The organism is Streptomyces sediminimaris, assembly GCF_047049295.1.
In the GTDB taxonomy this organism is placed as follows: Bacteria; Actinomycetota; Actinomycetes; order Streptomycetales; family Streptomycetaceae; genus Streptomyces; species Streptomyces sediminimaris.
In genome coordinates this window covers 5,487,691-5,513,371 of the sequence record NZ_JBJWOT010000001.1, presented here as the reverse complement: position 1 = coordinate 5,513,371, position 25,681 = coordinate 5,487,691, and the positions used below count along the sequence as shown (strand labels likewise).

At 68.5% G+C, this 25,681-nt stretch carries 22 protein-coding genes; 8 read left to right on the top strand and 14 right to left on the bottom strand.

The features are described from left to right. Nucleotides 1-54: 54 nt before the first annotated feature. The gene (locus ACJ9NR_RS25715; protein ID WP_412493289.1) at nt 55-402 is read right to left on the bottom strand and encodes a hypothetical protein; all 348 of its coding nucleotides are present in this window, start codon (nt 400-402) and stop codon (nt 55-57) included. Beyond that, a complete protein-coding gene (locus tag ACJ9NR_RS25710) occupies nt 399-1,319 on the bottom strand; it encodes a helix-turn-helix domain-containing protein (protein WP_412493288.1) in 921 nt (306 codons plus the stop codon). The genes ACJ9NR_RS25715 and ACJ9NR_RS25710 overlap by 4 nt, the downstream gene beginning before the upstream one ends. A gap of 451 nt (nt 1,320-1,770) precedes the next feature. On the opposite strand from ACJ9NR_RS25710, the gene ACJ9NR_RS25705 reads away from it, so the two are divergent. Then, nucleotides 1,771-2,646, top strand: coding sequence for a helix-turn-helix domain-containing protein (locus ACJ9NR_RS25705; protein WP_412493287.1), 876 nt, complete (start codon nt 1,771-1,773; stop codon nt 2,644-2,646). Then, nucleotides 2,643-2,852 (top strand): DUF397 domain-containing protein, encoded by a 210-nt coding sequence (locus ACJ9NR_RS25700; RefSeq protein WP_412493286.1) that lies wholly within the window; start codon nt 2,643-2,645, stop codon nt 2,850-2,852. The genes ACJ9NR_RS25705 and ACJ9NR_RS25700 overlap by 4 nt, the downstream gene beginning before the upstream one ends. Before the next feature lie 36 nt (nt 2,853-2,888). On the opposite strand, the gene ACJ9NR_RS25695 is transcribed toward ACJ9NR_RS25700, so the two are convergent. Continuing rightward, nucleotides 2,889-3,083, bottom strand: coding sequence for a hypothetical protein (locus ACJ9NR_RS25695; protein WP_384250654.1), 195 nt, complete (start codon nt 3,081-3,083; stop codon nt 2,889-2,891). 175 nt (nt 3,084-3,258) lie between these two features. On the opposite strand from ACJ9NR_RS25695, the gene ACJ9NR_RS25690 reads away from it, so the two are divergent. Next, nucleotides 3,259-5,379 carry a S9 family peptidase gene (locus tag ACJ9NR_RS25690; protein WP_412493285.1) on the top strand — a complete coding sequence of 707 codons (2,121 nt, stop codon included), beginning with the start codon at nt 3,259-3,261 and terminating at the stop codon, nt 5,377-5,379. A 121-nt stretch (nt 5,380-5,500) separates the two neighbouring features. Here ACJ9NR_RS25690 and ACJ9NR_RS25685 read toward each other — a convergent pair whose 3' ends face one another. From ACJ9NR_RS25685 to ACJ9NR_RS25665, 5 genes are read right to left on the bottom strand one after another with little or no spacing between them, the layout of a single operon-like run. Beyond that, nucleotides 5,501-6,595, bottom strand: coding sequence for an ABC transporter ATP-binding protein (locus tag ACJ9NR_RS25685; RefSeq protein WP_412493284.1), 1,095 nt, complete (start codon nt 6,593-6,595; stop codon nt 5,501-5,503). Next, on the bottom strand, nt 6,588-7,571 hold the full coding sequence (locus ACJ9NR_RS25680) for an ABC transporter ATP-binding protein (protein WP_412493523.1): 984 nt from the start codon (nt 7,569-7,571) through the stop codon (nt 6,588-6,590). The genes ACJ9NR_RS25685 and ACJ9NR_RS25680 overlap by 8 nt, the downstream gene beginning before the upstream one ends. Nucleotides 7,572-7,576: 5 nt before the next feature. Further along, complete coding sequence (locus ACJ9NR_RS25675; protein ID WP_412493283.1) at nt 7,577-8,554, bottom strand: ABC transporter permease; 978 nt, start codon at nt 8,552-8,554, stop codon at nt 7,577-7,579. Then, complete coding sequence (locus ACJ9NR_RS25670; RefSeq protein ID WP_412493282.1) at nt 8,547-9,470, bottom strand: ABC transporter permease; 924 nt, start codon at nt 9,468-9,470, stop codon at nt 8,547-8,549. The genes ACJ9NR_RS25675 and ACJ9NR_RS25670 overlap by 8 nt, the downstream gene beginning before the upstream one ends. 6 nt (nt 9,471-9,476) lie before the next feature. After that, a complete protein-coding gene (locus tag ACJ9NR_RS25665; protein ID WP_412493281.1) occupies nt 9,477-11,114 on the bottom strand; it encodes a peptide ABC transporter substrate-binding protein in 1,638 nt (545 codons plus the stop codon). Between the two features lie 495 nt (nt 11,115-11,609). Here ACJ9NR_RS25665 and ACJ9NR_RS25660 point away from each other — a divergent pair, with 495 nt between their 5' ends. The 5 genes from ACJ9NR_RS25660 (at nt 11,610) to ACJ9NR_RS25640 (ending at nt 17,710) form a co-directional block, all read left to right on the top strand. Further along, complete coding sequence (locus ACJ9NR_RS25660) at nt 11,610-12,638, top strand: ABC transporter permease (protein ID WP_412493280.1); 1,029 nt, start codon at nt 11,610-11,612, stop codon at nt 12,636-12,638. 80 nt (nt 12,639-12,718) lie between these two features. Further along, nucleotides 12,719-14,479 (top strand): ABC transporter substrate-binding protein, encoded by a 1,761-nt coding sequence (locus tag ACJ9NR_RS25655; protein ID WP_412493279.1) that lies wholly within the window; start codon nt 12,719-12,721, stop codon nt 14,477-14,479. A gap of 98 nt (nt 14,480-14,577) precedes the next feature. Then, nucleotides 14,578-15,558: an ABC transporter permease gene (locus ACJ9NR_RS25650; RefSeq protein WP_412493278.1), complete on the top strand. Its 981-nt coding sequence runs from the start codon at nt 14,578-14,580 to the stop codon at nt 15,556-15,558. Between the two features lie 48 nt (nt 15,559-15,606). Beyond that, entirely contained in the window at nt 15,607-16,644 is a 1,038-nt protein-coding gene (locus ACJ9NR_RS25645; protein WP_412493277.1) for an ABC transporter ATP-binding protein, read from the top strand. 25 nt (nt 16,645-16,669) lie between these two features. Further along, nucleotides 16,670-17,710, top strand: coding sequence for an ABC transporter ATP-binding protein (locus ACJ9NR_RS25640; protein WP_412493276.1), 1,041 nt, complete (start codon nt 16,670-16,672; stop codon nt 17,708-17,710). Between the two features lie 144 nt (nt 17,711-17,854). On the opposite strand, the gene ACJ9NR_RS25635 is transcribed toward ACJ9NR_RS25640, so the two are convergent. The 6 genes from ACJ9NR_RS25635 to ACJ9NR_RS25610 form a co-directional block, all read right to left on the bottom strand. Beyond that, a complete protein-coding gene (locus tag ACJ9NR_RS25635; RefSeq protein WP_412493275.1) occupies nt 17,855-19,135 on the bottom strand; it encodes an MFS transporter in 1,281 nt (426 codons plus the stop codon). 169 nt (nt 19,136-19,304) lie between these two features. Then, entirely contained in the window at nt 19,305-20,423 is a 1,119-nt protein-coding gene (locus tag ACJ9NR_RS25630) for an ABC transporter ATP-binding protein (RefSeq protein ID WP_412493274.1), read from the bottom strand. Between the two features lie 12 nt (nt 20,424-20,435). Beyond that, complete coding sequence (locus ACJ9NR_RS25625) at nt 20,436-21,497, bottom strand: ABC transporter ATP-binding protein (RefSeq protein ID WP_412493273.1); 1,062 nt, start codon at nt 21,495-21,497, stop codon at nt 20,436-20,438. A gap of 22 nt (nt 21,498-21,519) precedes the next feature. Beyond that, entirely contained in the window at nt 21,520-22,500 is a 981-nt protein-coding gene (locus ACJ9NR_RS25620) for an ABC transporter permease (protein ID WP_412493272.1), read from the bottom strand. A gap of 93 nt (nt 22,501-22,593) precedes the next feature. Next, nucleotides 22,594-24,402, bottom strand: a complete 1,809-nt coding sequence (locus ACJ9NR_RS25615) for an ABC transporter substrate-binding protein (RefSeq protein WP_412493271.1) — start codon at nt 24,400-24,402, stop codon at nt 22,594-22,596. Between the two features lie 83 nt (nt 24,403-24,485). Then, nucleotides 24,486-25,520 (bottom strand): ABC transporter permease, encoded by a 1,035-nt coding sequence (locus ACJ9NR_RS25610; RefSeq protein WP_412493270.1) that lies wholly within the window; start codon nt 25,518-25,520, stop codon nt 24,486-24,488. Nucleotides 25,521-25,681: the final 161 nt, after the last annotated feature.

Here is a 25,681-nt window from a genome sequence, read left to right as displayed (position 1 = left end):
GCCCGGCCATGGACGTGCGGAGCCTCGGCTGTCCTGACCAGCCCCATTGCCTGCTCACTCGCGGACTGCCTTCATCGCCTCGCCGACAACGGCGCTCAGCTCGCGAAGCGCTTCCCACGCGACGGCCGGATCTTCGTGTTCCAGGCTGCCCCGCGCCTGGGCACAACGAGTGGACAGGTCCGGACGGCGGGCGATCTCGATCTCCTTGGCCCAGATCAGGATCCAGCTCTGTACAGGGCTCAGAGACTGCCACTCGACCGCCTTCGCGAAGGCCTCGTCCTTCATGGTCTGCATCTCGTCCAGGCGGCCTGGCGCGACGACGGCAAGGGCCGCACGCAGGGCATCAGGGGTCGGCTCGGGACGTGGGATCAGTTCGCTTTCGGGGTCGGTCTGAGTGCTCATGGTGCCCTCAGGAGGGTGCCCCGCCCAGAGCATCCGGTGGCAGTGGCAACGGAAGTGCGGCAGTCATGGCAGCGTCCTGGGGTCGGTGAGCGGAAGGCGCGGTCGCAGCCGTCGCAGTTCTGGAATGGGTGCCGGACGGTTGGCGGCACTGCCGGGGCGCGGAGGGGCGGCAGGGGTGGCAGTTGAGCGGCGAGGCGGTGGGCGAGCAGGGCGGCGGGCCGCCGAGGCCCTTCCGGCGGCAGGTCGGCGGTCAGGGCATGGCGTACGGCGGCGGGTGTGACGTCACGTTCGAGCCAGGCGGCGACGCCGGGGGCGAGGTGGGCAATGTCGCAGGCGGAGAGGAGGAGGCGGGGGTCGTGGCGGCGGAGGTCGGAGAGAAGGTCGGTGGCCTGCTGAAGCGGGGCGGGGACGGTACATACAGGCTGAGGGACGGCGGGTAGGGGCTTCTTCTTGCGAGGTGCCCCCTGCACGGCCGACGTGGAGTGTGAGGGCGCGTAATCGTGCGACGCGTCGTCGAGGTCGACCCGTTTTCCTGGCTGGTTGCAGGAAATGGTGCGAGTGACGATACGACCGCTGGGGGCACGCTCACGCTCCCGGCGGAGGTATCCGTGGGCCTCCAGTTCGCGCAGGGCGGCGGCGATACGGGTGGAGCCCTCCTGGAAGCGGGCGGTGAGCGTCTTGATGTCCACCCGGGCGCCCTTGGGGAGGGACTGGATGTGACAGGCCAGGCCGATCGCGACGAGGGAGAGCTCAGCGTGCTGGGCGAGATGGTTGCCGATCACCGTGAAGCGGGCGGTGTGGCGGCGGTTGTCGTGGATGAGGCCGCCGGCGCGGGCAACGGCTTGCCGCCTCGGGTGGTTGTTCCCGGCAACACGGGACTGTGCGCGCGGGGGCGCGCTAGGGTTCTGCGTGTCCATCGGGAAGCTCCTACTTCCTCGGTGGTCAGGCCCTCGCACTGGGATGGCAGTCCCGGCGGGGGCCGTCGCATGTCTGCGGTTGTGTTGCGCCGAGCGTAGGGCAGGCAAGGGGCCGCGAATCCAGCCGAGTTGGCGATGTTCACCCGTGCGGGTGAGCGGGCTCGGCGGGCGGGAGGGGTGGGGCTTGGTCGGGTTCTTTCACCGTCGTGGTCCTTGGGAGAGAACGCCCCTCGCACCGGCGCACGGACAGTCGGGTTCCGGTGGCGTCGAATCCGGGTGCGGGCCCATGGCGAGGCGACCGGTTTTCTGATTCACATCACTCAGCGTGGCCGTCCGCACTTACCGTAAGCAGTGACGATGCCGTCGCGCACGGTGACCGTCCGAGGGCTGGCCGGGCGGGGCGTAAGGGCAGTGGCGGCCTCGGTGCGGCCGTACGACGGAGGGGCGCGGAGTGTCGGTGGACGGTGACGTGAGGCGGCTCAGGACCGAGGCCGACGAGCCGGGTTGGGAGGTGGACCCGGACGACGACTGGGGCGTGGCGGTCATCGCGACCGTGGGGCGGCAGCTGAAGCTGCGGCGCGAGGCGGTGGGGATGCGGGCCGCCGAGTTCGGGGAGGCCGTGGGGTACGGCGAGGACCTGGTCTACAAGATCGAGGGCGGGAAGCGGATTCCCCGGCCCGAGTATCTGGACATGGCGGACGAAGCGCTGGGGGCGGGCGGGCTGATCGCCGCGATGAAGGAGGACGTGAAGAAGGTCCGGTATCCGAAGAAGGTGCGCGATCTGGCGCAGATGGAGGCGCGGGCGGTGGAGATCGGTGTGTACGAATGCTGCAACATCGCCGGTCTGCTGCAGACCTCGGATCACACGCGGGCCCTGCTCGAATCCTGGCAGCCCGCCTACTCGCCGGAGGACTTGGAGCGACGGGTGGCTGCGCGCATCGCCCGGCGATCCGTCTTCGAGCGGTCCCCCGCGCCCGCACTCAGCTTCGTCCTGGAAGAGGCGACACTGCGCCGCAGGGTTGGAGGCACAATGGTGCGGCGAGAGCAGTTCGAACGCCTGCTGGAGGTAGGGCTGTTCAACAACGTCACGCTTCAGGTGATGCCGATGGACAGTGGAGCCCATCCCGGCATGGGCGGCAGGATCGAAGTGCTGAAGTTCGAGGACGGGACAGCCGTGGCCCGGTCCGACGGCGCGTTCAGTGGTCGTCCGACCTCCGATCCGAAGCAGCTCCGCATCCTGGAACTGCGGTATGGCACCATCCGCGCGCAGGCTCTCCCTCCACGGGAGTCGCTGGCGTTCATCGAACAACTGCTGGGAGAGACATGATCCGCAACTCCACGGCCGAGGTCGTCTCGGAGCTTTCGTGGTTCAGGAGCAGCCACAGCAGCGGCCCCGACGGCGATACCTGCGTCGAGGTCGCGAACACCCCGGGCCTCATACACGTCCGCGACTCCAAGCACACCGACGGCCCCCGGCTCGCTCTCACGCGGGAGGCCTGGTCGGCCTTCGTACCCTTCGCGTCCGAGGACTGACAGCCGCCTGTCGGGCGAAGCCTGCCCGCGCGGGCCTCAGAACTTGATGCTGCCGATCATGCCGGCGATGTTCGTCGTCAGCTCGTTGATGGTGGGAGCGATGGTCGAGGACGCCAGATAGAACCCGAGCAGCATGCAGACGATGGCATGCCCCGCCTTCAGTCCTGACTTCTTGATCAGCAGGAAGACGACGATCGCCAGCAGCACCACCGCCGAAATCGAGAGTGCCACGGCGGTTCACCTCCAATGGTCCCAGCAGTGGGGGATCGGACTTGGGGGGCAGATAAATCCACACGACAGCCAGCAGGTTCATACCCACCATGCGCCAGTGATCATAACTATCCGGACGCGCGCATCGATCGGCGCACGGCCGCACAAGGGGGCGCATGGCCAATATGGTCGGGGCATGACGACGAGGCCCGACTCCTTCCCCCGCCGGCACGCACGCACCCAGCGGTTCACGCTCGGCGCGCCGCGTGCTTTCACCGTGGCGCCCGACGGCACGCGTGTCGTGTTCCTGCGCTCCAGCTCCGGTACGGACAGGGCGAATTCCCTGTGGCTCCTCGACACGGCGCAGGGCCAGGAGCGCCTGGCGGCCGACCCCGGCGCCCTGCTGGGCGGCGCCGGCGAGGACCTGCCGCCCGAGGAGCGGGCGCGCCGTGAGCGCAGCCGCGAGGGCGGCGCCGGCATCGTCGGCTACGCCACCGACGCGGCCGTCGAGCTGGCGTCCTTCGCCCTGTCGGGGCGGCTTTTCGCGGCCGAGCTGCAGGTCGGGACGGCGCGTGAACTGCCTGCCGCGGGACCGGTGATCGACCCGCGCCCCTCCCCCGACGGGCGGCACGTCGCCTACGTGGCGCGCCGTGCGCTGCGGGTGGTGAGCGCCGAGGGCAAGGACGACCGCGCGCTCGCGGAGCCGGAGTCGGCCGAGGTCACCTACGGTCTCGCCGAGTTCATCGCGGCCGAGGAGATGGGCCGCTCCCGGGGCTTCTGGTGGTCGCCGGACTCCCGGCACCTGCTGGTCGCGCGGGTGGACGAGACGCCGGTGCGGCGCTGGTGGATCTCCGATCCGGCGCAGCCCGACCGTGACCCACGGCGCGTGCCCTACCCGGCGGCGGGCACCGCCAACGCGGAGGTACGGCTGTTCCTGATCGGCCTGGCCGGGGAGCGGACGGAGGTCGTCTGGGACCGGGCGCGCTACCCGTATCTGGCGCGTGTGCACTGGTCGGACGCGGGTGCGCCGCTGCTGCTGGTGCAGGCGCGCGACCAGCGCAGCCAGCTGTTCCTGGCCGTGTCCCCGGAGACCGGCGAGACCCGGCTCGTCCATGCGGACGAAGATCGAGTTTGGCTTGATCTTTTTCCCGGTGTGCCCTGCTGGAGCCCGTCGGGACAGCTCGTGCGGATCGTCGACGAGGGCGGCGCGCGGGTGCTGGCGGTGGGTGAACGCCCGCTGACGGGGCCGCAGTTGCACGTCCGCGCGGTGCTGGACGTCGGGCCGCAGGACGTGCTCGTCTCCGCGTCGGCGGGCGCCGAGGCCGAGGCCGCCGAGCTCGGCGAGGTGCACGTCTACCGCGTCAACGAGCTCGGCCTGGAACGCGTCTCGCACGAGCCCGGCGTGCACGCGGCCGTGCGCGCCGGGGGCGTGACCGTGCTGGTGTCCGCCTCGCTCGACCGGCCCGGCAGCCGTGTCCAGGTACTTCGTGACGGCAAGCCGGTGGCGACGATCGCCTCGTACGCCGAAGATCCCGGTATGTCCCCGCGCGTGACTCTCACCGAGGGGAGCGCGCGGCGCATCCCGTGCGCCGTGCTGCTCCCCCGCGACCACGACGGCAGGACCCCGCTGCCCGTCCTCATGGATCCCTACGGCGGTCCGCACGGTCAGCGGGTGGTCGCCGCCCACAACCCGCACCTGACCTCGCAGTGGTTCGCCGACCAGGGCTTCGCGGTCGTGGTCGCCGACGGCCGCGGCACCCCGGGCCGCTCCCCGGCCTGGGAGAAGGCGGTCCGCGACGACCTCGCGGCGGTCGTCCTGGAGGACCAGGTGGACGCGCTGCGGGCGCTCGCCGCCGACTTCCCCCTCGATCTGGACCGGGTCGCCGTCCGCGGCTGGTCGTTCGGCGGTTACCTGGCGGCGCTCGCGGCGCTGCGCCGCCCGGACGTCTTCCACGCGGCCGTGGTGGGAGCACCGGTCACCGATCTGCGGCTGTACGACACCCACTACCAGGAGCGCTACCTCGGCCACCCGGGCGAGCAGCCGGAGGTCTACCGGCGCAACTCGCTGATCGACGACGCCGGTCTGGTGGACGCCGCCGAGCCTCACCGCCCGATGATGGTCATCCACGGCTTCGCCGACGACAACGTGGTGGTCGCCCACTCCCTGCGGCTGTCCTCGGCCCTGCTCGCCGCCGGCCGGCCGCATGAGGTGCTGCCGCTGTCCGGCGTCACGCACATGACCCCGCAGGAGTCGGTCGCCGAGAACCTGCTGCTGCTGCAACTGGACTTCCTGCGGCGGTCGTTGGGCCTGGCGTAGCAGGGCAGCGGGCCGGGGCGACATGGCGCGCCCCGGCCCGCTTACGGCACCCGCACGGCCGTACGCTCCAGAGCCTGACGCGTGCGTATATCGCAAGCGGGTCCGCGAAGTTGCCTGCGTGTTACTCCTCGTCCCGCACCGCACGGCCCTCGGGCGGCACGTGCTGCTCCTCGGGCGGCACATGCTGCTCCTCGGGCGGCACGACCTGCTTCTCCTCCGCGAAGTGGCAGGCGGAGTCATGGGCGGCGGGCCCGGTCTCGTAGCGGAACTCGGCGGGCACCGCGAGCGCCGGCACCTCCAGCGCGCACCGCTCCCGCGCCTTCCAGCAGCGGGTGCGGAAGCGGCAGCCGGAGGGGATGTCCGTCGGCGAGGGCACGTCGCCCGCCAGGATGATCCGCTCCCGGTACTCGCGCGCCTCCGGGTCCGGCACGGGCACGGCGGACAGCAGCGCCTGGGTGTACGGGTGCGTCGGATGGTCGTAGATCTCGCTGTCCCGGCCCGTCTCCACGATCCGGCCGAGGTACATCACCCCGACCCGGTCCGAGATGTGCCGGACGATCGACAGGTCGTGCGCGATGAAGACGTAACTCAGCTCGAACTCGCTCTGCAGCCGGTCCAGGAGGTTGATCACCTGGGCCTGGACGGAGACGTCGAGCGCGGAGACCGGTTCGTCGGCGACGATGATCTCCGGACGCAGCGCCAGCCCGCGCGCGATGCCGATGCGCTGGCGCTGGCCGCCGGAGAACTGGTGGGGGTAGCGGTTGATGTACTCGGGGTTGAGGCCCACGACGTCCAGCAGCTCCCGGACCTTCGCCCGCCGGTCTCCCTTGGGGGCCACCTCGGGGTGGATCTCGTACGGCTCCTGGATGATGTCGCCCACCGTCATCCGGGGGTTGAGGGAGGTGTACGGGTCCTGGAAGACCATCTGGATGTTGCGCCGTACCGAGCGCAGGGCCCTGCCGGAGAGCCGGGCGATGTCCTCGCCCTTGTAGCGGATCTCTCCGGCGGTCGGTCTCTCCAGGTTCACCAGCATCTTGGCGACCGTCGACTTGCCGCAGCCGGACTCGCCGACGATGCCGAGGGTCTCGCCGCGGCCGAGTTCGAAGTCGACGCCGTCGACGGCCCTCACCGCGCCGACCTGCTTCTTGAAGAGGATGCCCCGGGTCAGCGGGTAGTGCTTGACCAGCCCGCTGACCTGGAGGATCGGCTCAGCCATTCAGGCACTCCCTCCAGAAGTGGCACGCACTGCGGCGGTCCGTGTCCGGGCTCTCCACCTCGTACAGCGGCGGCAGGTCCGTGCGGCACACGTCCCGGGCCATCGGGCAGCGGGGGTGGAAGGCGCAGCCGGGCGGGATGTTCATGAGGTTGGGCGGCAGGCCCTTGATGGCGTAGAGCTCCCCGCCCTTCTGGTCCAGGCGCGGGATCGAGTCCAGCAGGCCCCTGGTGTACGGGTGCGCGGGGGCCTTGTAGATGTCGTGCACGGGGGCCGACTCGACGATCCGGCCCGCGTACATCACCGCGATCCTGTCGGCGACGTCGGCGACCACGCCCAGGTCGTGGGTGATGAGGATGAGGCCCATGTTGTACTCGCGCTGCAGCTCGGCGAGCAGGTCCATGACCTGGGCCTGGACGGTGACGTCGAGGGCGGTGGTGGGTTCGTCGGCGATGATGAGGGCCGGCTCCAGCGCGAGGGCCATCGCGATCATGATGCGCTGGCGCATGCCGCCGCTGAACTGGTGCGGGTAGTCCCCGACACGCTCCCTGGCCGCCGGGATGCGCACCCGGTCCATCAGCTCCACGGCCTTGTCCCGGGCGTCCTTCTTCGACATCCCCCGGTGCACGACGAACATCTCGCCGAGCTGGTCGCCCACGGAGAGCACGGGGTTGAGGGAGGACAGCGCGTCCTGGAAGATCATGGCCATCTCGGCGCCGCGCACCTTGCGCCGCTCGTCCTCCTTCAGCGTGAGCAGGTCCCTGCCCCGGAAGAGGATCTCGCCGCCGGTGATCCTCCCGGGGGGGGTGTCCAGGATCCCCATGACGGCCTGCGCGGTCACGGACTTCCCCGAGCCCGACTCCCCGAGCACGGCCAGCGTCTCCCCCGCGTCCACGGTGTAGTCGACCCCGTTGACCGCCTTGGCCACCCCGTCCCGGGTCCGGAACTCCACGCGCAGGTCCCGCACTTCGAGCAGCAACGCCATCACCTCAGCTTCGGATCGAGAGCGTCCCGCACCGCGTCGCCCAGCATGATGAAGGCGAGGACCGTGATGGCGAGGGCGCCGGCCGGCCACAGCAGCATGTGGGGGGCGTTGCGGACGTAGGGGGAGGCGGCGGAGATGTCGATGCCCCAGCTGACCGTGGGGGGCTTGAGACCGACGCCGAGGTAGGACAGGGTCGCCTCCAGGGCGATGTACGTGCCGAGCGCGATGGTCGCCACCACGATCACCGGGGCCACGGCGTTGGGCGCGATGTGCCGCAGCAGGATGCGGGTGTTGGAGGCGCCGAGGGCGCGGGCGGCCTGGACGTAGTCGTTCTGCCGGGCGGTGATGACCGAGCCGCGGGCGATGCGGTAGACCTGCGTCCAACCGAGCAGCACGATGAACCCGACGACCGGCCAGATCGTGTTGCTGGTCACCACGGAGAGAAGAACGAGACCGCCGAGCACGACCGGGATCGCGAAGAAGATGTCGGTGATCCGGGACATCAGCGAGTCCCAACCCCCGCCGAAGTACCCGGCGAGCCCGCCCAGGATCGAGCCGAGGAGCGCGACGCCGACCGTGGCCAGGACGCCCACCCCGATGGAGACGCGAGTCCCGTACACCGTGCGCGTGTAGACGTCGCAGCCCTGGCCGTTGAAGCCGAAGGGATGGCCGGGCTGCGATCCCTCCTGCGCCTTGGAGAGGTGGCACTCGAGCGGGTTGCCGGAGGCGATCAGCGACGGCCGGACGGAGATGACGACCAGGAAGAGGATCACCAGTCCGGAGACGATGAAGACGGGGTTGCGCCGCAGGTCCCGCCAGGCGTCGGACCACAGGGAGCGCGGCTTGCCCTCGGGCCCCGTGCCGTCCGGTCCCCCGGGCGTCCCCTCGAGCGTCTCCCCCTCGGTCACCGCGAGGTCCATCGCGCCGCCCATGCCCGCGGCGGAGATGGCGCCCTCGGAGTCGTACGGCTCAGGCATAGCGGATCCTCGGGTCGAGTACGGCGTACAGGAGGTCGACGAGGAGGTTGGCGACCAGGAAGACCAGCACCAGCACGGTCACGAAGCCGACCACCGTCTGGGTGTTCTGGCGCAGGATCCCCTGGTAGAGCTGGTAGCCGACGCCGTGGATGTTGAAGATGCGCTCCGTCACGATCGCGCCGCCCATCAGCGCCCCGATGTCCGTGCCGATGAAGGTGACCACGGGGATCAGGGAGTTGCGCAGCAGGTGCCGGACGATCACCCGCCGCCGCGGCAGCCCCTTGGCGACGGCCGTGCGGACGTAGTCGGAGCGCCGGTTCTCCGCGATGGAGGTCCGGGTCAGCCGGGTCACGTAGGCGAGGGAGACGGAGGCCAGGACCAGGCCCGGCACGATCAGCTCGCCGAAGGTCGCCTCCGGGGAGACCGACGGTTTGATCCAGCCCCACTTGACGCCGAGCAGCAGCTGCAGCAGCAGGCCGGTGACGAAGGTGGGGACGGAGATGACGACGAGGGTGAGCAGCAGGACCGAGGTGTCGACGGGGCGCCCGCGCTTGAGCCCCGTGACGACGCCCAGTGTGACGCCGATGACGATCTCGAAGAGGATCGCCACGATGGTGAGCCGGATGGTCACGGGGAACGCCGACGACATCAGCTCGGTGACCTTCTGCCCGTTGAAGGCGGTGCCGAAGTCGCCGGTGAAGACGTTCCCCATGTAGGTCAGGTATTGCTGCCAGACCGGCTTGTCGAGGCCGAACTCCTTCTTCAGCTGGGCGGCCGTGGCCGGGTCGCACTGCCGCTGGCCGCACAGGCCCGCGATGGGGTCGCCCATCACGTTGACCATCAGGAAGATCAGCAGCGTGGCCCCGATGAACACCGGGATCATCTGGAGCAGACGCCGGACCACGTACCTGCCCATGGCGGGTCAGCCGACCTTGATCTCGTTGTAGACCGGGACGCTGAAGGGGTTGAGGGCGACGCTGGAGAGCCGGTCGGACCAGCCGGCGCTGCCGTTCTGGTACCACAGCGGGATGGCCGCCATGTTGTCCCGTACGACCTTCTCGGCGTCCTGGAAGAGCGAGATCGCCTTGGCGGTGTCGGTCTCGCTGTTCGCCTGGTCCACGAGGTTGTCGAAGTCCTTGTTGGACCAGTGGCCGTCGTTGGAGGAGGCGTTGGTGTAGTAGAGCGGCTGGAGGAAGTTCTGGATCAGCGGGTAGTCCATCTGCCACCCCGCCCGGAACGGACCCGACATCTTCTTCTGGGTGATCCGGTTGCGGAAGTCGGCGAAGGTGCCGATCGGGTTGCCGACGCAGGCCTTGTCGTTGCCGAGCGCGTTGTTGATGGAGTTGCAGACCGCGTCCACCCACTCCTTGTGCGAGCCGGTGTCCGCGTTGTAGCTGATCCTGACCTGGCCGCCGGGCAGCCCGCCGCCCTCCTGGATGAGCTTCTTGGCCTCGGTGGGGTTGTACTCGCAGGCGCTCCCGCACAGCCCGGCCTGGAACCCGCCCTTCTCGCCGAGGACCGGCGAGGTCCAGTCGGTGGCCGGGGTGCGGGTCTTCTGGAAGATCGTGTCGGTGATCTGCTTGCGGTTGATCGCCATGGACAGGCCCTTGCGGACCTTCTGCGCGCCGCTGGTGTTCCACTTCTTGTCGTAGAAGGGGAAGGCGATGGTCTGGATGATGCCGGCCGGGGTGTTCAGGTACCGGCCGGACAGGTCGCTCTTGACGTTCTTCAGCTGGGCGGCCGGGACGTCGTCGACGAGGTCGAGGTTGCCGGCCATCAGGTCGGTGTAGGCGGTGTTGTTGTCGGTGTAGACCTTGAGGTCCACACCGCCGTTCTGCGCCTTGTCCGGGCCGGGGTAGGCGTCCCACTTCCTGAGGGACATCTTCGAGCCCTTGGTGTACGACTGGATCTCGTACGGCCCGTTGCCGATCGGTTTGTTGATCCATCCGGCGTGGTCGGTGAAGAAGGCCTGGGGCAGCGGGGCGAAGGCGACGTAGCCGAGAGTGTCCGGGAAGGTCGAGAACTTCTGGGTCAGCTTGATGGTGAAGGTCCGGTCGCCGGTGACCTTCAGCCCGGAGAGCGTGTCGGCGGTCTGCTTGCCGCTCGCGGGGTGGACCTTGTCGTAGCCCTCGATGTAACCGAAGAAGTACGCGTTCTTCTGGTTGTTCTTCAGGCTGGCGCCGTAGTTCCAGGCGTCCACGAAGGACTTGGCGGTGACGGGCTCGCCGTTGCTGAACTTCCAGCCGCTCTTGACGGTGACGGTGAAGTTCTGCGAGTCGGAGGTCTCGATCTTGTCGGCGAGCATGTTCTCGGCCGCGCCGGTCTTGGGGTCGTACCGCTTGAGCCCGCGGAAGATCATGTCGAGGACCTTGCCGCCCTGCACCTCGTTGGTGTTGCCCGGCTCCAGCGGGTTCTGCGGATCCCCCCACGAGGAACTGAAGACCGCGCCGCCGGCACCGCTGCCGCCCCCGCTGTCACTGCCGCCGCCCCCACAGGCCGTCGCGGCGAGAGCGACAGCCGCCGCGCCTGCGACCCATCTGGCGTGCGTGGCTCCACGCATGGTGTGCCTCCTCATGACTGCCGGTCCGTTACCGGCAATATCAACTCAAAAGGTGCACACCGCACACGCGCCTGGCCCATTAGAGGATCTTCGACGGCTCGCTCCATCCGGATGGGCGTGCGCGGGCCCCCACCGGCGGTGGATCTTCCGAGGGGGACACAAAGGATCTTCCACGGAGCGCGCAACGGATCTTCGTCATCCGATGCCGAACCGTTGGATTGTTACGGAGAGGTGTACGGATTTCGATACGGAGGCATCCGCATATCGAACTCCTTGCCCGTTTCGCGAAGTTGGCCCGAATCCGGACACAGATCGATTACGGGGCACTACCCGCGTAGCTACAGAATGACCAACAAACGGTAAAGAAAGCAAAGAGAACGCCAAGGCGACCGACATTTTATTGACCTTGAACGAATTGCGTTGAAAAAGTCCGGCGTAGCCCGTAGGGGAGCGCCCTGCGGAGTCACTCAGACCCTCCCTTGGGCCAGGAGCATCATGATCCCCCCATCCCCATCCGCGGCTGCACCGCTCGAGGTGACCGACGAGACCGTGGCGAAGGCGACCCCTTCGAGCGGCTCGGAAGGCGGCAAGAGCAGGTCTCCGGGACGCCTTGCCTGGAAGCGCTTCAAGCGCGACCGGACGGGCGTCATATCCGCGTACATCGTGATCTTCTTCTTCGTGATCGGGATCGCGGCGCCGCTCATATCGAAGCTGTACGGCAAGAACCCGTACACCACGTACGCGAGCCAGGACCCGAGCCTGCTCAACGCCTTCTCGTACCCCTCGGGGCCGAACGGCGGCATGAGCGGCGACTTCTGGTTCGGCATCGAGCCCCAGCTCGGCCGGGACGTGTTCTCGTTCCTGCTCTACGCGATCCGCAACTCCCTGGGTATCGCCGTCGCCGCCGCGCTCCTCACCACGATCCTCGGTGTGGTCATCGGAACCACGGCCGGCTACCTGGGCGGCAAGACGGACTACCTCGTCGGGCGGCTCATCGACATCCTGCTGTCGTTCCCGTCCACGCTCTTCTTCATCGCGTTCATGCCTGTCGTCTACGGCATCTTCGTCAAGCCGGACGACAACGTACCGACGTGGTTGACGGTCTTCGCCCTGATCATCGTGCTGTCCGCCTTCGGCTGGGCCTCCCTCGCCCGGCTGCTGCGCGGCCAGGTACTCGGCCTGCGTGAACGGGAGTTCGTCGAGGCGGCGAAGGTCACGGGTGCGTCTCCGATGCGCGTCGTCTTCAAGGAACTGCTGCCCAACCTGTGGACCCCGATCATCATCCAGTCCACGCTGATGCTTCCGGCGTACGTGACCGCCGAGGCGGGCCTTTCCTTCCTCGGCGTCGGCGTGACCGACCCCACCCCCGACTGGGGCGTGATGATCGCCCGGGGTGCCCAGTTCTACACCGAGGACCTCACCTTCATGCTCTTCCCGGGCCTGTCCATGGTGATCTTCGTCCTCGCCTTCAACTTGCTCGGCGACTCGGTGCGCGACGCGCTCGACCCGAAGTCGAAGCGGTAGCAACGCAGTTCCACCCGGCACGGGGCGGTGACACCCGGCTGGTCCATGACGACCCGACCAACCTCCTAGGCAGGCTCTGCATGTCCTTTTCCCGTAGAAACTTCATGATCGCCACTGGTGTGGCCGCGGCCTCCACCACGGTGCTGAGCGCCTGCAGCAGCGGTGACTCCAAGGGCTCCGGCAACAACAAGGTGCCCTCGGTGACGGGCTCCAAGGCCGTGACCATCGCGGTCGGCACGAAGACGGACTCGGTCGGCCCGGCCCCGGAGGTCAAGGGCGCGGTCACCGGCGGGACGCTCTACTCGCTCGACCAGTTCGACATGGATCACCTGGACCCGGCCCAGGTCTACGTCTCGACCGAGATCTGCATCACCGCCCCCATCATGCGTGCCCTGACCGGCTACAAGATCGACGACAGGGGCGGTTGCACCCTCGTCGGCGACGCGGCCACCGACGCCGGCACCATGAAGGACGGCGGCAAGACCTGGTCGTTCACCCTCAAGGACGGACTGAAGTGGGAGGACGGCACGGACGTCTCCATGGACGACGTCCAGCACACCTTCGAGCGCCTCTTCGCCGACTTCGTCACCGAGGGTCCGCGCTACGTCCAGCAGTGGCTGGTCGGCGGTGACAAGTACAAGGGCCCGTACGAGGGCAAGCACCTCGACTCGATCGAGATCTCCGGGAAGACCATCACCTTCCGTCTCACCGAGGCGCGCAGCGACTTCAACTTCACGCTCGCCGAGCGTGCGTACTCCCTGGTGTCCAAGAAGCACGACACCAAGCAGAAGTACGACAAGCGTCCGTTCTCCTGCGGCCCCTACAAGATCGGCGACCGCAAGTTCGGCAAGTCGCTGACCTACGTGCGCAACGAGCACTGGGACGCGAAGACGGACCCGATCCGCAACGCCTACCCGGACAAGTACGTCTTCCAGTTCGGCTTCGAGCTGGTCGCGTCCACCGACCGCTACATCGCGGACCAGGGCAACGACCAGTACACGATGTCGATCTTCAACGAGGTGGCTCCCGAGCGCATCGCGCAGGTCCTCACCAACCCCCAGCTCAAGAAGCGCGTCCTCACGCAGGTCGACACGGTCACCTACTACTGGCCGATCAACATGACCCGCGTCAAGGACCTCAAGGTCCGTCAGGCCATCAACTGGGCCTGGCCGCACCAGCAGCTGCAGACCATCCGCGGCGGCAAGGCCACCAGCGAGCTGGCCACCACCATCCTCAGCCCGGTGACCCCCGGCTACACGAAGTTCGACCTCTACGGGACGGACAAGAAGCCCGGTGGCGACCCGGCCAAGGCCAAGGCCCTGCTGAAGGAGGCCGGCAAGCTCGGCCAGAAGCTGGTCATCGCCTACCAGCACTCGGACAGCATGGTCAAGCAGGCCGTCGCGATCAAGAACGCCCTGGAGGCCGCCGGCTTCAAGGTCGTCAACAAGCAGGTCGACAAGTCGACCTTCTACACCCAGATCGGCAAGATCGACAACGGCTACGACCTGTTCTCCGCCGGCTGGAGCCCGGACTGGCCGGGCGGCTACTCCGTGTTCTACCCCTGCTGGGACGGCAAGAACATCGGTGACGGCCGCAGCAACTACGCCCAGCTGAACAACGCGAGCGTCAACAAGGCGATCGACGCGGCGTCGAAGATCGCGGACCCGGAGCAGGCCAACAAGGCCTGGGGCGCCATCGACCGCCAGATCATGGAGCTGGCCCCGGTGGTCCCGGACTACCACTCCATCCGCAACTGGATGCACGGGTCCAAGGTCGGCAACGTCATCTTCGACCCGGGCAACACCTGCGTCGCGGTCTGCAAGATGTACGCGATGAAGTAAGAGCGCTCGACGCTCCGGGGGCGGCCACGACCTGGCCGCCCCCTCCGGCCCACCCCCTCACCCCGGCGACGGCGCCCCGTCCGGAAAGTCACGCCCTCATGCTCCGCTTCCTTGTCCGCCGAGTCCTCGGCGCGCTGGTCATCCTGTTGATCATCAGCGCGGTCACCTTCTGGCTCTTCTACGCCATCCCGCGTGACCCCGCCATGATGTCGTGCGGCAAGAACTGCACGCCCGACATGCTCGCCAAGGTCCGGCACAACCTGGGCATCGACCACCCGGTGCCGGTCCAGTACTGGTACTGGCTCAAGGGCGTCTTCGTCGGTCGCAGCTACGGCGACTTCGGCGACTGCAGCGCACCGTGCCTCGGCTACTCGTTCGCCAACAACCAGCCCGTCCTCGGCACGATCATGGACCGGCTGCCGCTGACCCTCTCCCTCGCCTTCGGCGCGGCCGTGGTCTTCCTCGTCATCGGCGTCGGCGCGGGCATGATCGCCGCCGTCAAGCAGGGCAAGTGGCAGGACAAGCTGGCCACCTCCGCCTCGCTGCTCGGCGCCTCCCTGCAGATCTACTTCGTCGGATACATCGCGCTGTATTTCCTGGTCTTCAAGATGGGCATCCTCGACAACCCGTCGTACACCCCGCTCACCGAGAACCCGGTCAAGTGGTTCTCCGGCATGCTGCTGCCGTGGCTGGTCCTCGCCATCATCTTCACCGCGAACTACACCCGTATGTCCCGCTCGCAGCTCGTGGAGCAGCTCAGCGAGGACTACGTCCGCACCGCCCGCGCCAAGGGCCTGTCCCGGGCCAACGTCTTCTTCCGCTTCGCCTGGCGTGGTGCGATGGGTCCGATCGTCACCATCTTCGGTGTCGACCTCGGCACTCTCATCGGCGGCGCGATCATCACGGAGACCGTCTTCAGCCTGCAGGGCGTGGGCCGGCTGGCGCTCGACTCCGTGAACAAGAGTGACCTCCCCATGGTGCTGGGTGTGACCGTGCTGGCGGCCGGGGCGATCGTGATCTTCAACATCATCGTCGACGCCGTCTACGCCCTCATCGACCCGCGGATCCGGCTCGCCTGACCTCCGCCCCACTCCCGACCTCTCGCATCACCCCCCAGGAGCGTCCCCGTGACGAGCACCGATCAGCAGCCGTTCCTCTCCGTCAAGGACCTCAAGGTCCACTTCTCCACCGAGGACGGCATCGTCAAGGCCGTTGACGGACTCAGCTTCGACCTCGTCAAGGGTCAGACCCTCGGCATCGTGGGTGAGTCGGGCTCCGGCAAGTCCGTGACCAACCTGACGATCCTCGGTCTGCACGACCCGGCCCGGACCGCCATCGACGGCGAGATCCTGCTGGACGGCAAGGAGCTGCTCACCGCAAGCGAGAAGGAGCTGGAGCGGCTCCGCGGCAACAAGATGTCCATGATCTTCCAGGACGCCCTGGCCTCGCTGTCGCCGTACCACACCATCGGCACGCAGATCGCCGAGACGTACCGCAGGCACACCGGTGCCTCCAAGTCCGAGGCCCGCAAGCGCGCCGTCGAGATGCTGCGCCGGGTCGGCATCCCGCAGCCGGACATGCGGGTGGACGACTATCCGCACCAGTTCTCCGGCGGTATGCGCCAGCGCGCGATGATCGCCATGGCGCTGGTGTGCGACCCCGAACTGCTGATCGCGGACGAGCCGACGACCGCCCTCGACGTGACGGTCCAGGCCCAGATCATGGACCTGCTCAAGGACCTCCAGCAGGAGTTCGGCACCGCGATCATCTTCATCACCCACGACCTGGGCGTCATCGCCGACATCGCGGACGACGTGCTGGTGATGTACGGCGGCCGGTGCGTGGAGCGCGGCAGCAAGAAGGAAGTGCTGAGCGACCCCCAGCACCCCTACACCGTCGGCCTGCTGAGCTCCATGCCGAGCCTGAACGGCCGCGTGGACGTGCCGCTGTCGCCGATCCCCGGCTCGCCGCCCTCGCTGCTCAACCCGCCGTCCGGCTGCCGCTTCCACCCGCGCTGCTCCTTCACCAAGGCGGTGCCGGGCAACCGGTGCTCCGGCGAGCAGCCGGTGCTGGAGATCGTCGGGGGCCGCGGCTCCGCGTGCCACCTCACCCAGGAGCAGAAGCGGGAACTCTTCGCCGACATCGCCGCGACCCGGCACAACTGACGGACACAGACGGGACTTCACGACCATGAGCAACAACCCCCTCCTGGACGTCTCCGGGCTGACGAAGCACTTTCCCATCAAGGGCGGCTTCCCGATCCGGCGGACCGTCGGCGCGGTACAGGCCGTGGACGGCCTGGACTTCCAGGTGTCCGAGGGCGAAAGCCTGGGCCTCGTCGGCGAGTCGGGCTGCGGCAAGTCGACCACCGGCCGGCTGATCACCCGCCTGCTGGAGCCGACGTCCGGCAAGATCCTCTACAGGGGCCAGGACATCACCCACGCGGGCCGCAAGGGTCTGGCACCGATCCGGTCCGAGATTCAGATGATCTTCCAGGACCCGTACGCCTCCCTCAACCCCCGCCAGACCGTCGGCAAGATCATCTCGGGCCCGATGGAGATCAACGACATCGACCCGCCCGGCGGCCGCGAGGCCCGGGTACGGGAACTGCTGGAGATCGTCGGCCTCAACCCCGAGCACTTCAACCGCTTCCCGCACGAGTTCTCCGGCGGCCAGCGCCAGCGCATCGGCGTCGCCCGCGCCCTCGCCCTGGAACCCAAGCTGATCGTCGCCGACGAGCCCGTCTCGGCCCTCGACGTCTCCATCCAGGCCCAGGTCGTCAACCTCCTGCAGAAGGTCCAGCAGGAGCTGGGCATCGCCTTCGTCTTCATCGCGCACGACCTTGCGATCGTCCGGCACTTCTCGCAGCGCGTCGCGGTCATGTACCTGGGCAAGATCGTCGAGATCGCCGACCGCGAGGACCTGTACGGAAATCCGCGCCACCCCTACACCAAGGCCCTGCTCTCCGCCGTCCCCGAGGCGACGGTGGACGTGGAGCCCCAGGAGCGCATCCGGCTGGCCGGCGACGTCCCCTCGCCCATCAACCCGCCCTCCGGCTGCCGCTTCCGCACCCGCTGCTGGAAGGCGACGGACAAGTGCGCGAGCGAGGCGCCGCCGCTGGTGCAGGTCGAGGGGAACAAGCCCGGCCATCTGACCGCGTGCCACTACCCCGAGACGGCTGGGACCGTGCCCTCCGGCGCGCTCTCCAAGGACCCCGAGGCGGCGGCCTGACACACCCCTTTTCCGTCAGCCGCCCCCTGCCGGAACGGACCTTCACGGCCCATTGACCCGAGCCCGAACGTCCGCTTCCCGGGGATGAAGGCCCACGTGGCGCTCGCGCGCCGCGTGGGCCTCTCTCATGCCGGGAGGGCTCGGTCAGGAGCCCTCCCGCTGGCGTTCCGGGGCCGGTGCCGGGGCCTCCGGGACGCCGGCACGCCGCTCCTTCTCCGTGCCGAGGGTGCGCACCTGGGGCGAGAGCAGGGCCGCCGTGGTGGCCAGGACGATCAGGGCGGCGCAGCCGGCCAGGGCCGGGCCGGTGCCCACGGCCTGTGCGACAGGTCCCGCCACCAGCAGGCCCAGCGGGGCGAGCGCCAGGGAGCCGAACCAGTCGTAGGAGCTGACGCGCGACAAGGCGTGCTCGGGGACCCGGCGCTGGATGGTGGTGGCCCACAGGACGCCGAAGACGTCACTCGCGACGCCGGAGCCGAACGTGGCCGCCGCGATCAGCCACACCGGCGCCCGGACGCTGAGCAGGGCGATGGGCACGGCGGCGGGGAACGTGCACACCACGGCCACCAGCATGGGCCGTCGCACCCTGACCCGGGCGGCGAGACCCGCGCCGGCGATGGTGCCCAGGGCCTGCGCGGCCACGATGACGGACCAGGCCCGCGCCCCGCCCAGATGCCGCTCGGCCATCAGCGGGCCGAGCACGCCGACGTTGGCGTTCTTCGCGGCGACCACGACCGCGTACTGGGCGACCACGACCCACAGCCACTGCCGGGAGGAGAACTCCTGCCAGCCCTCCCGCAGATCGGCCCAGCCCGACGCCTTCCTGCGCGGCGCCGCGGTCACACCGAGCCGGGCCGTCAGCGCCGCGCTGACCACGAAGGACGCGGCGTCGAGCGCGAGGGCCCAGCCGGGTCCGACCACGGCCACCGCGACCCCGGAGAGGGCCAGGCCGAGCAGCAGCGAGCTGTTGACGCCCATCCGCAGCAGGCCGTTGGCGCGTTGCAGCCGGTCGGCCGGCACGATCAGCGGCACCAGACCGTCCATCGCGGGCGCGAACAGGGCCGTCGCCGACCCCGCCACCACCGCGAGCAGACACAGCGCCACCAGGGGCGCGTGACCGGTCAGCACCATGGCGGCCAGGCCCCCGTAGGCCCCGGCCCCCAGGACGTCGGCCACGGCCATCAGCCTCGACCGCGACATCCGGTCCGCGACGACGCCACCGGCCAGGATGAACACCAGCTGCGGCAACGCCTGACACGCCAGCACCAGCGAGAGCCTGCCAGCGCTCGCTCCCGGAAGAGCCAGCACGGCGAACGCCAGGGCCACGCGCGCGAAGCCGTTGCCCAGCACGGAGACGACGCGCGCGGCGGCGAGCAGCAGGAATCGTCTTTCACGCCACAGCGGCGCCCCGCTCGAAGAATCCGTCACAGCGAGGCACCCTACGGTTCCCGGCCCGGCCCGGCCTTGGAACCGGCCACTCCAGGGAGGACGGGCCCGGCGCCCTCGGCCACTCGTCGACAAACGACTCCGCAGCCTCCGCCCCCTCCACCGGCCCCCTGAAGGACGCGGGGCCGGCAGCCCCGCGCCCCCGGCAGGGCTAGGCGTCCTCCTCCGACGCCGCCAGCGCCGGGTCCAGCACGATGTCCTTCACCCGCGCCTCGATCGACGGCTCCTCCGGGAAGTGGCAGGCCGTCAGGTGCCCGTCGTGGTTGCCGGAGAGCCGGAGCAGTGGCGGCTCCTCGGTCGCGCACTTGTCCTGGGCCTTCCAGCAGCGGGTGCGGAAGCGGCAGCCGGAGGGCGGGGAGATGGGAGACGGGACGTCACCGGCGAGGCGGATGCGCTCGCGCTGGGCGGTGTCCTCCTCGTCGGACAGGGTCACCTCGGGGACGGCGGAGAGCAGGGCGTGGGTGTAGGGGTGGCGGGGCCGGGTGTAGATGGACTCGCGGTCCCCGACCTCGATGATCTTGCCGAGGTACATCACGGCCACGCGGTGCGAGAAGTGGCGTACGACGGCCAGGTCGTGGGCGATGAAGAGGAACGCGATGCCCAGCTCCTGCTGGACCTTCTGCAGGAGGTTGACGACCTGGGCCTGGATGGAGACGTCGAGGGCCGAGACGGGCTCGTCGGCGACGATCAGCTTCGGTTCCAGGGCGAGGGCGCGGGCGACGCCGATGCGCTGGCGCTGGCCGCCGGAGAACTCGTGCGGGAAGCGGTTGAAGTGCTCGGGGTTGAGGCCGACGATCTCCAGCAGTTCCCGTACCCGGGCCTCGCGGCCGCCGGGCGGGTCGATGTCGTTGATCTCCATCGGGCCCGAGATGATCTTGCCGACGGTCTGCCGGGGGTTCAGCGACGAGTACGGGTCCTGGAAGATCATCTGGATCTCGGACCGGATCGGCGCCAGCTGCTTGCGGCTCGCGTGGGTGATGTCCCGGCCGCGGTAGGAGATCTTGCCGGACGTCGGCTCCAGCAGGCGGGTGATCAGCCGGCCGGTGGTCGACTTGCCGCAGCCGGACTCCCCCACCAGGCCGAAGCTCTCGCCGACGTGCACGGTCAGGTCGATGCCGTCGACCGCCTGCACGGCGCCGATCGTACGCCGGATCGGGAAGCCGCCCTTGACCGGGAAGTGCTTGGTGAGCCCGCTGACGTCGAGCAGCGGCTCCCCCTCCGGTCCGCCGGCCGTTTCCCCCGGAGCGGGGAGGACGAGGTCCTCTGTCATGGCGGTGTCCTCCTAGCCCAGACGGGGCTTGATTTCCTCGATGAAGATGGTGCGCTTCTGCTCCGCCGTGAGGTGGCACGCCGAGGCACGGTCCGGGGCCAGCAGCGGGCGTTCGGTGACGCAGCGGTTGCCGCCGACCCGGTCCTGAAAGGTGCAGCGGGGGTGGAAAGGGCAGCCCGAGGGCGGGTTGAGGAGCGAGGGCGGGGAGCCCGGGATCGGCGCGAGCGGGGCGGCGAGGTCCGAGTCGAGCCGGGGCATGGAGTTCAGCAGGCCCCAGGTGTAGGGGTGCTGCGGCGAGCGCATCACCTCGTTCACCGTGCCGTGCTCGATCGCGCGGCCGGCGTACATCACCATGATGTCGTCGGCCATGTCGGCGATGACGCCCAGGTCGTGCGTGATGAAGATGATCGCCGAGCCGAACTCCTGCTGGAGGTCCTTGAGCAGGTCGAGGATCTGGGCCTGGACGGTCACGTCCAGCGCCGTCGTCGGCTCGTCGGCGATCAGCAGGTCGGGGTCGCAGACCAGGGCCATGGCGATCATGGCGCGCTGGCGCATGCCCCCGGAGAACTGGTGCGGGTAGTCCTTCGCCCGTTCCTTGGGGTTGGGGATGCCGACCTTGCCGAGCATCTCCACCGCCCGGTCCCAGGCGGCCTTCTTGGAGGCGCCGGTGTGCTTCATGAACGGTTCGGCGATCTGCCGGCCCACCGTGTAGTACGGCGACAGGGCGGTGAGCGGGTCCTGGAAGATCATGGCGACCTTGTTGCCGCGCAGCCGCTCCAGCTCCGGCTCCCGCGCCGTCGTCAACTCCTGGCCCTCCAGGAGGATTTCCCCCTCGACGGTGGTGAACATCGGGTTGTGCAGGCCGAGGATGGTCAGGTTGGTGACGGACTTGCCGGAGCCCGACTCGCCCACGATGCCCAGCGTCCTGCCGCGCTCCAGGTCGAAGGAGAGCCCGTCGACGGCCCGCACCACGCCGTCCTCGGTCCTGAAGCTGACGTGCAGGTCCCGCACGGTGAGGAAGGCGCCCGTGTCGGCCTCGCCGGGCGCGCCGGCCGCCTTGGTCAATGTGGTCACGACAGTGCTCCTCTTACCCTGCCTAGGACAACCGCACGCGCGGGTCGATGAAGGCGTAGCAGGCGTCGACGATGATGTTGAACAGCAGGATCATGGAGGCGGAGAACAGCATCACGCCCAGCAGCAGCGGCAGGTCGCTGAACTGCACCGAATCCACCGCGAGCCGGCCGAGGCCGGGCAGTCCGAAGGTGTACTCGGTGATGATGGCACCGCCCAGCAGCGAGCCGAGGTCGATGCCGAAGATGGTGACGATCGGAATGAGCGAGCCCCGCCAGGCGTAGCGGAAGAAGACGTACTTGCGGGACATGCCCTTGGCGCGGGCCGTGCGTACGTGCTCCTCCTGCAGCTGCTCGATCATCGACGAGCGCGCCATACGGGTGTACTGCGAGGCGAAGATCGTGGACAGCACCACCCACGGGATCAGCAGCCCGCTGAACCAGCTGACGGGGTCGGTCGTGAAGCTGTTGTAGGCGGGCTTGCCGAAGATGTGCGTCTGGTACACGAGGACCGCGAGCGCCAGCGGGCCCAGGAAGTAGATCTGCAGTGAACTGATCACCATCGAGCCGGCGGTGACCGTCTTGTCCAGCAGTGTGCCCCGCCGCCACGCGGCCAGCATGCCCGTGCCGAGACCGACGAAGAGGAACACCACCGCGGCCCCGATCGTCAGCGAGACCGTGGTGGGCAGCCGGTCCATCATGGTGGCCCAGACCTGGTCGTTGGTGTGGTACGAGTACCCGAAGCAGGGCGCCGGGCAGGGGCCCTGGGCGAACTGGTTGCTGCCGAAGACGAGGTTGTGCAGGAAGATCCCGTACTGCTCGGGGATCGACTTGTCGAGGCCGAGCACATGGTGGATGTTCGCGATGCTGGACGGGTTGCACGTCTTGCCGCACATCAGCAGCGCCGGGTCGCGCGGCATCCCGAAGAACAACAGGAACGCCACGATGCTCAGCAGGAAGAGGATGACGGCGGCACCGAGGGTCCGGCGGAGTAGGAAGCGCAGCATGACAGGGTCAGCTCTCTGACGACGTCGGGCCGGGCGGTACCCGGTGCGGCCGCGCCGCGTGGGCGGGCGCACCGGGTACCGGTCGGGCGGTGGTTACTTGATGTACAGACGACGCGGGTCGACGCCGCCGATCACGTCGTCGTAGACGAAGCCGCCGACCTTGGAACCGGCGATCTGCACCTGCTTGTAGTACGCGGTCGGGACCTCGTTCACCACCTTGGTGAGCAGGTACTTGTCGAGCTTCTCCCACTCCGCCGCGGACTTGACCGGGTCGGTGATCTTGTTGATGCGGTCGATCTCGCTGTTCACGTGCGGGTCGTTGACCTGCGAGTAGTTCGACGCACCGTCGGCGATCTGCCGGCCGTCGTACAGCGGCGGGATGACCGTCGAGGCGGACGGCCAGTCGGCGCCCCACGCGGTGTGGAAGATGTCGTAGTTGTTGTTCAGCTTGCTGACCTGGTCGTAGTACGACTCGGCCGGGATCTCCTGGCGCTGGACGTCGAAGCCGGCCTTCTTCAGGCCCGCCGCCATGGCCGTGGAGTACTGCTGGCCCTCAGGGGTGTTGATGTAGCCGAAGGTCAGCTTCATGTTCAGCTTGCCGGCCTCCTTCAGCAGCTGCTTGGCCTTGGCCGGGTCGCCCGCGGGCTTCTCCTTCTTGCCGAACGGGTCGAACTTCGCGTCATAGCCGCTGACGGTGGGGCTGATCAGGCCGCCGGCGACCTCCATCGCGTCGGTGCCGCCGTAGGCGCGGATGAACGGCGTGACCGGCAGCGCGTAGGCGATGGCCTGGCGGACCTTGATGTCCTTGAGCTCCGGCTTGCTCATGTTGATGTTCATCTGGCCCACGTACGGCTGGTAGCCGGAGATGGTACGGGACTTCATCTTCGGGTCCTTCAGGACGCTGGACAGGTTGCCCGCGTCGACCTGGTTGGACAGGCTGACGCCGGCCGCGTCGGCGCCGCTGTCCGCGAGCAGGGCCTTGGTGGACTGCTCGAACTGCTGGTTGAAGGTGAACTTCCACTGGTCCACGTACTGGTTGCGGATCGGGTCCGTCTTCGGGTCCCAGTTGGGGTTCTTCACGAGCACCATGGACTTGCCCGACTTGAACGACTGGATCTTGTACGGGCCGGTCGTCACCGGGTTCTTGTCGTACTTCTCCTTGGTGTCGCCCTTGGCGGACACGACGGAGTAGCCGGACATGGCGAGCGCGTACGGCAGGTCGGGGTGCGGGGTCTTGAAGTGGAAGACGATGGTCTTGTCGTCGGGCGTGGCGAGGACGCTGCTCGGCAGGTGCTTGCCCTTGTAGGGGCCGCCCGGCAGCAGCTTGCGGTAGTCGGCGCCGGAGGAGTCGGCCAGCCACTGCTGGATGTAGGTCGGGCCCTGGTTGATGAACGGCGCGAACAGCCGCTCGAAGGTCTGGCGGACGTCCTTCGACGTGATCGGCGTGCCGTCGTCGAACTTCACGCCGTCCTTCAGCGTGTACTTCCAGGTCTTGCCGCCGTCCGTCGTGGTGCCGGAGTCGGTGGCGAGGTCACCGACGACCTCGTGCGACTTGCCGTCGGTGCCGGTCGCCTTGTAGCCGGTCAGGCCTCTGTGGATCAGCTGCGAGAGCGCCATCTCGTCGGAGACGTAGATCTGCCCGGGGTCGAGGTGGGCGAAGCTGTCGCGCTGGAGCACCTCCATCGTGCCGCCCGGCTTGGCACCTTTCACCGCTGCCGCGGGCCCGGCCGAGTCCGCCGCGTCGCCGAACTTGATCGACGACTGCTGCCGCTTGGCGTTCTGCTCGTCCTGCTTGTTGTTGTTGCTCGCGTCGCTGCCGCCCTTGCTGCAACCGGTGAGCACGAGTGCCCCGGCCGCGAGCACGGACAAAGCGGCATATGCTTGGCGTCCGCCCCTACTCATCACTCAGTTTCCACCCATCTGTGTGTCACCAGTGCCATCAGGAATTGCCGTGCGGTGTCAGGCGATACGCCCCAACTACGCGGTCAGCGCGACGACTTGGGATCGAAGGCGTCCCTGACCGAGTCCCCGAGCAGGTTGAACGCGACGACGAAGATGATCATCGAGACGCCGGGGAAGAACATGTAGGTGATGTCGTTCTGCAGCACGAGCTCGGTCGACGCCTTGGAGAACATCTGACCCCAGTCGGGCGTCGGCTCGACGATGCCGACCCCGAGGAACGACAGGCCGGCCTCGATCGTCACGAAGTTCGGCAGCAGATACGTCGACTGCACCAGCAGCGGTGTCACCACGTTCGGCAGGATCTCCTTGCGGATGATCCGCCAGGGAGAGGCGCCGCTCACCTTGGCCGCCTCGATGAACTCCCGTTCTCGCAGGGCGAGTGTGGTGCCGCGCAGGATGCGCGCGAGGCTCATCCAGCCCAGCACCCACTGGACCACGATCAGCGCGACCACGCGCACGTACGTCGGTGTCTCGTCCCGCGGGCTCACGAAGAGCGAGACCACGACCGGCATGCTCGCGATGAAGAAGAGCTGGGAGGGGAAGGCCAGCAGGAAGTCGATGACACGGCCGATCGCGTAGTCCGTCCGGCCGCCGACATAACCGGCCGTCACGCCCAGCAGGATGCCGGTGACGACGACCGCGAGGGTCACGGCCACGGAGATCATCAGCGAGGTGCGGATGCCGTAGATCAGCTTCGTGAACACGTCGTAGCCGTTGCCCGGTTCGAGGCCGAACCAGAACTCCGAGCTGATGCCCCCGTTGGGCTGCACCGGCACACCCGCGCTGTCGAACAGCTCCGGGCGCTCGTCGGCCCACACGGTGTACGGGCTCTTGCCGTACAGCTTGGCGATCAGCGGGGCGGCCACCGCGATCACGAAGAAGAAGAGCACGACGAACGCCGAGACCACGCCGGTGCGGTCGCGCCTGAAGCGGATCCACATCAGCTGGCCGGGAGAGCGCCCCTCCAGCTTCGCGGCCTCCTCCGTCGCCGGAGGCTGCGGCGCGCCGTCGACGACGACCGACGTACCGCCGTCTTCAACGTCGATAGGACTTGTCACAGTTCGCCCATTTCACAGGTGTGGGTGTGCCGAGCCGGCGATCCGCGCAGGGTGTGCGCGGACCGCGGACCGCGGACCGGATCATGAAGAAGCGTCGGGGCACCCGGAGGGAGGCGGGAAACCCGCAGCCGGACGCGCGTAGGCGTGGAACCGCACTACAC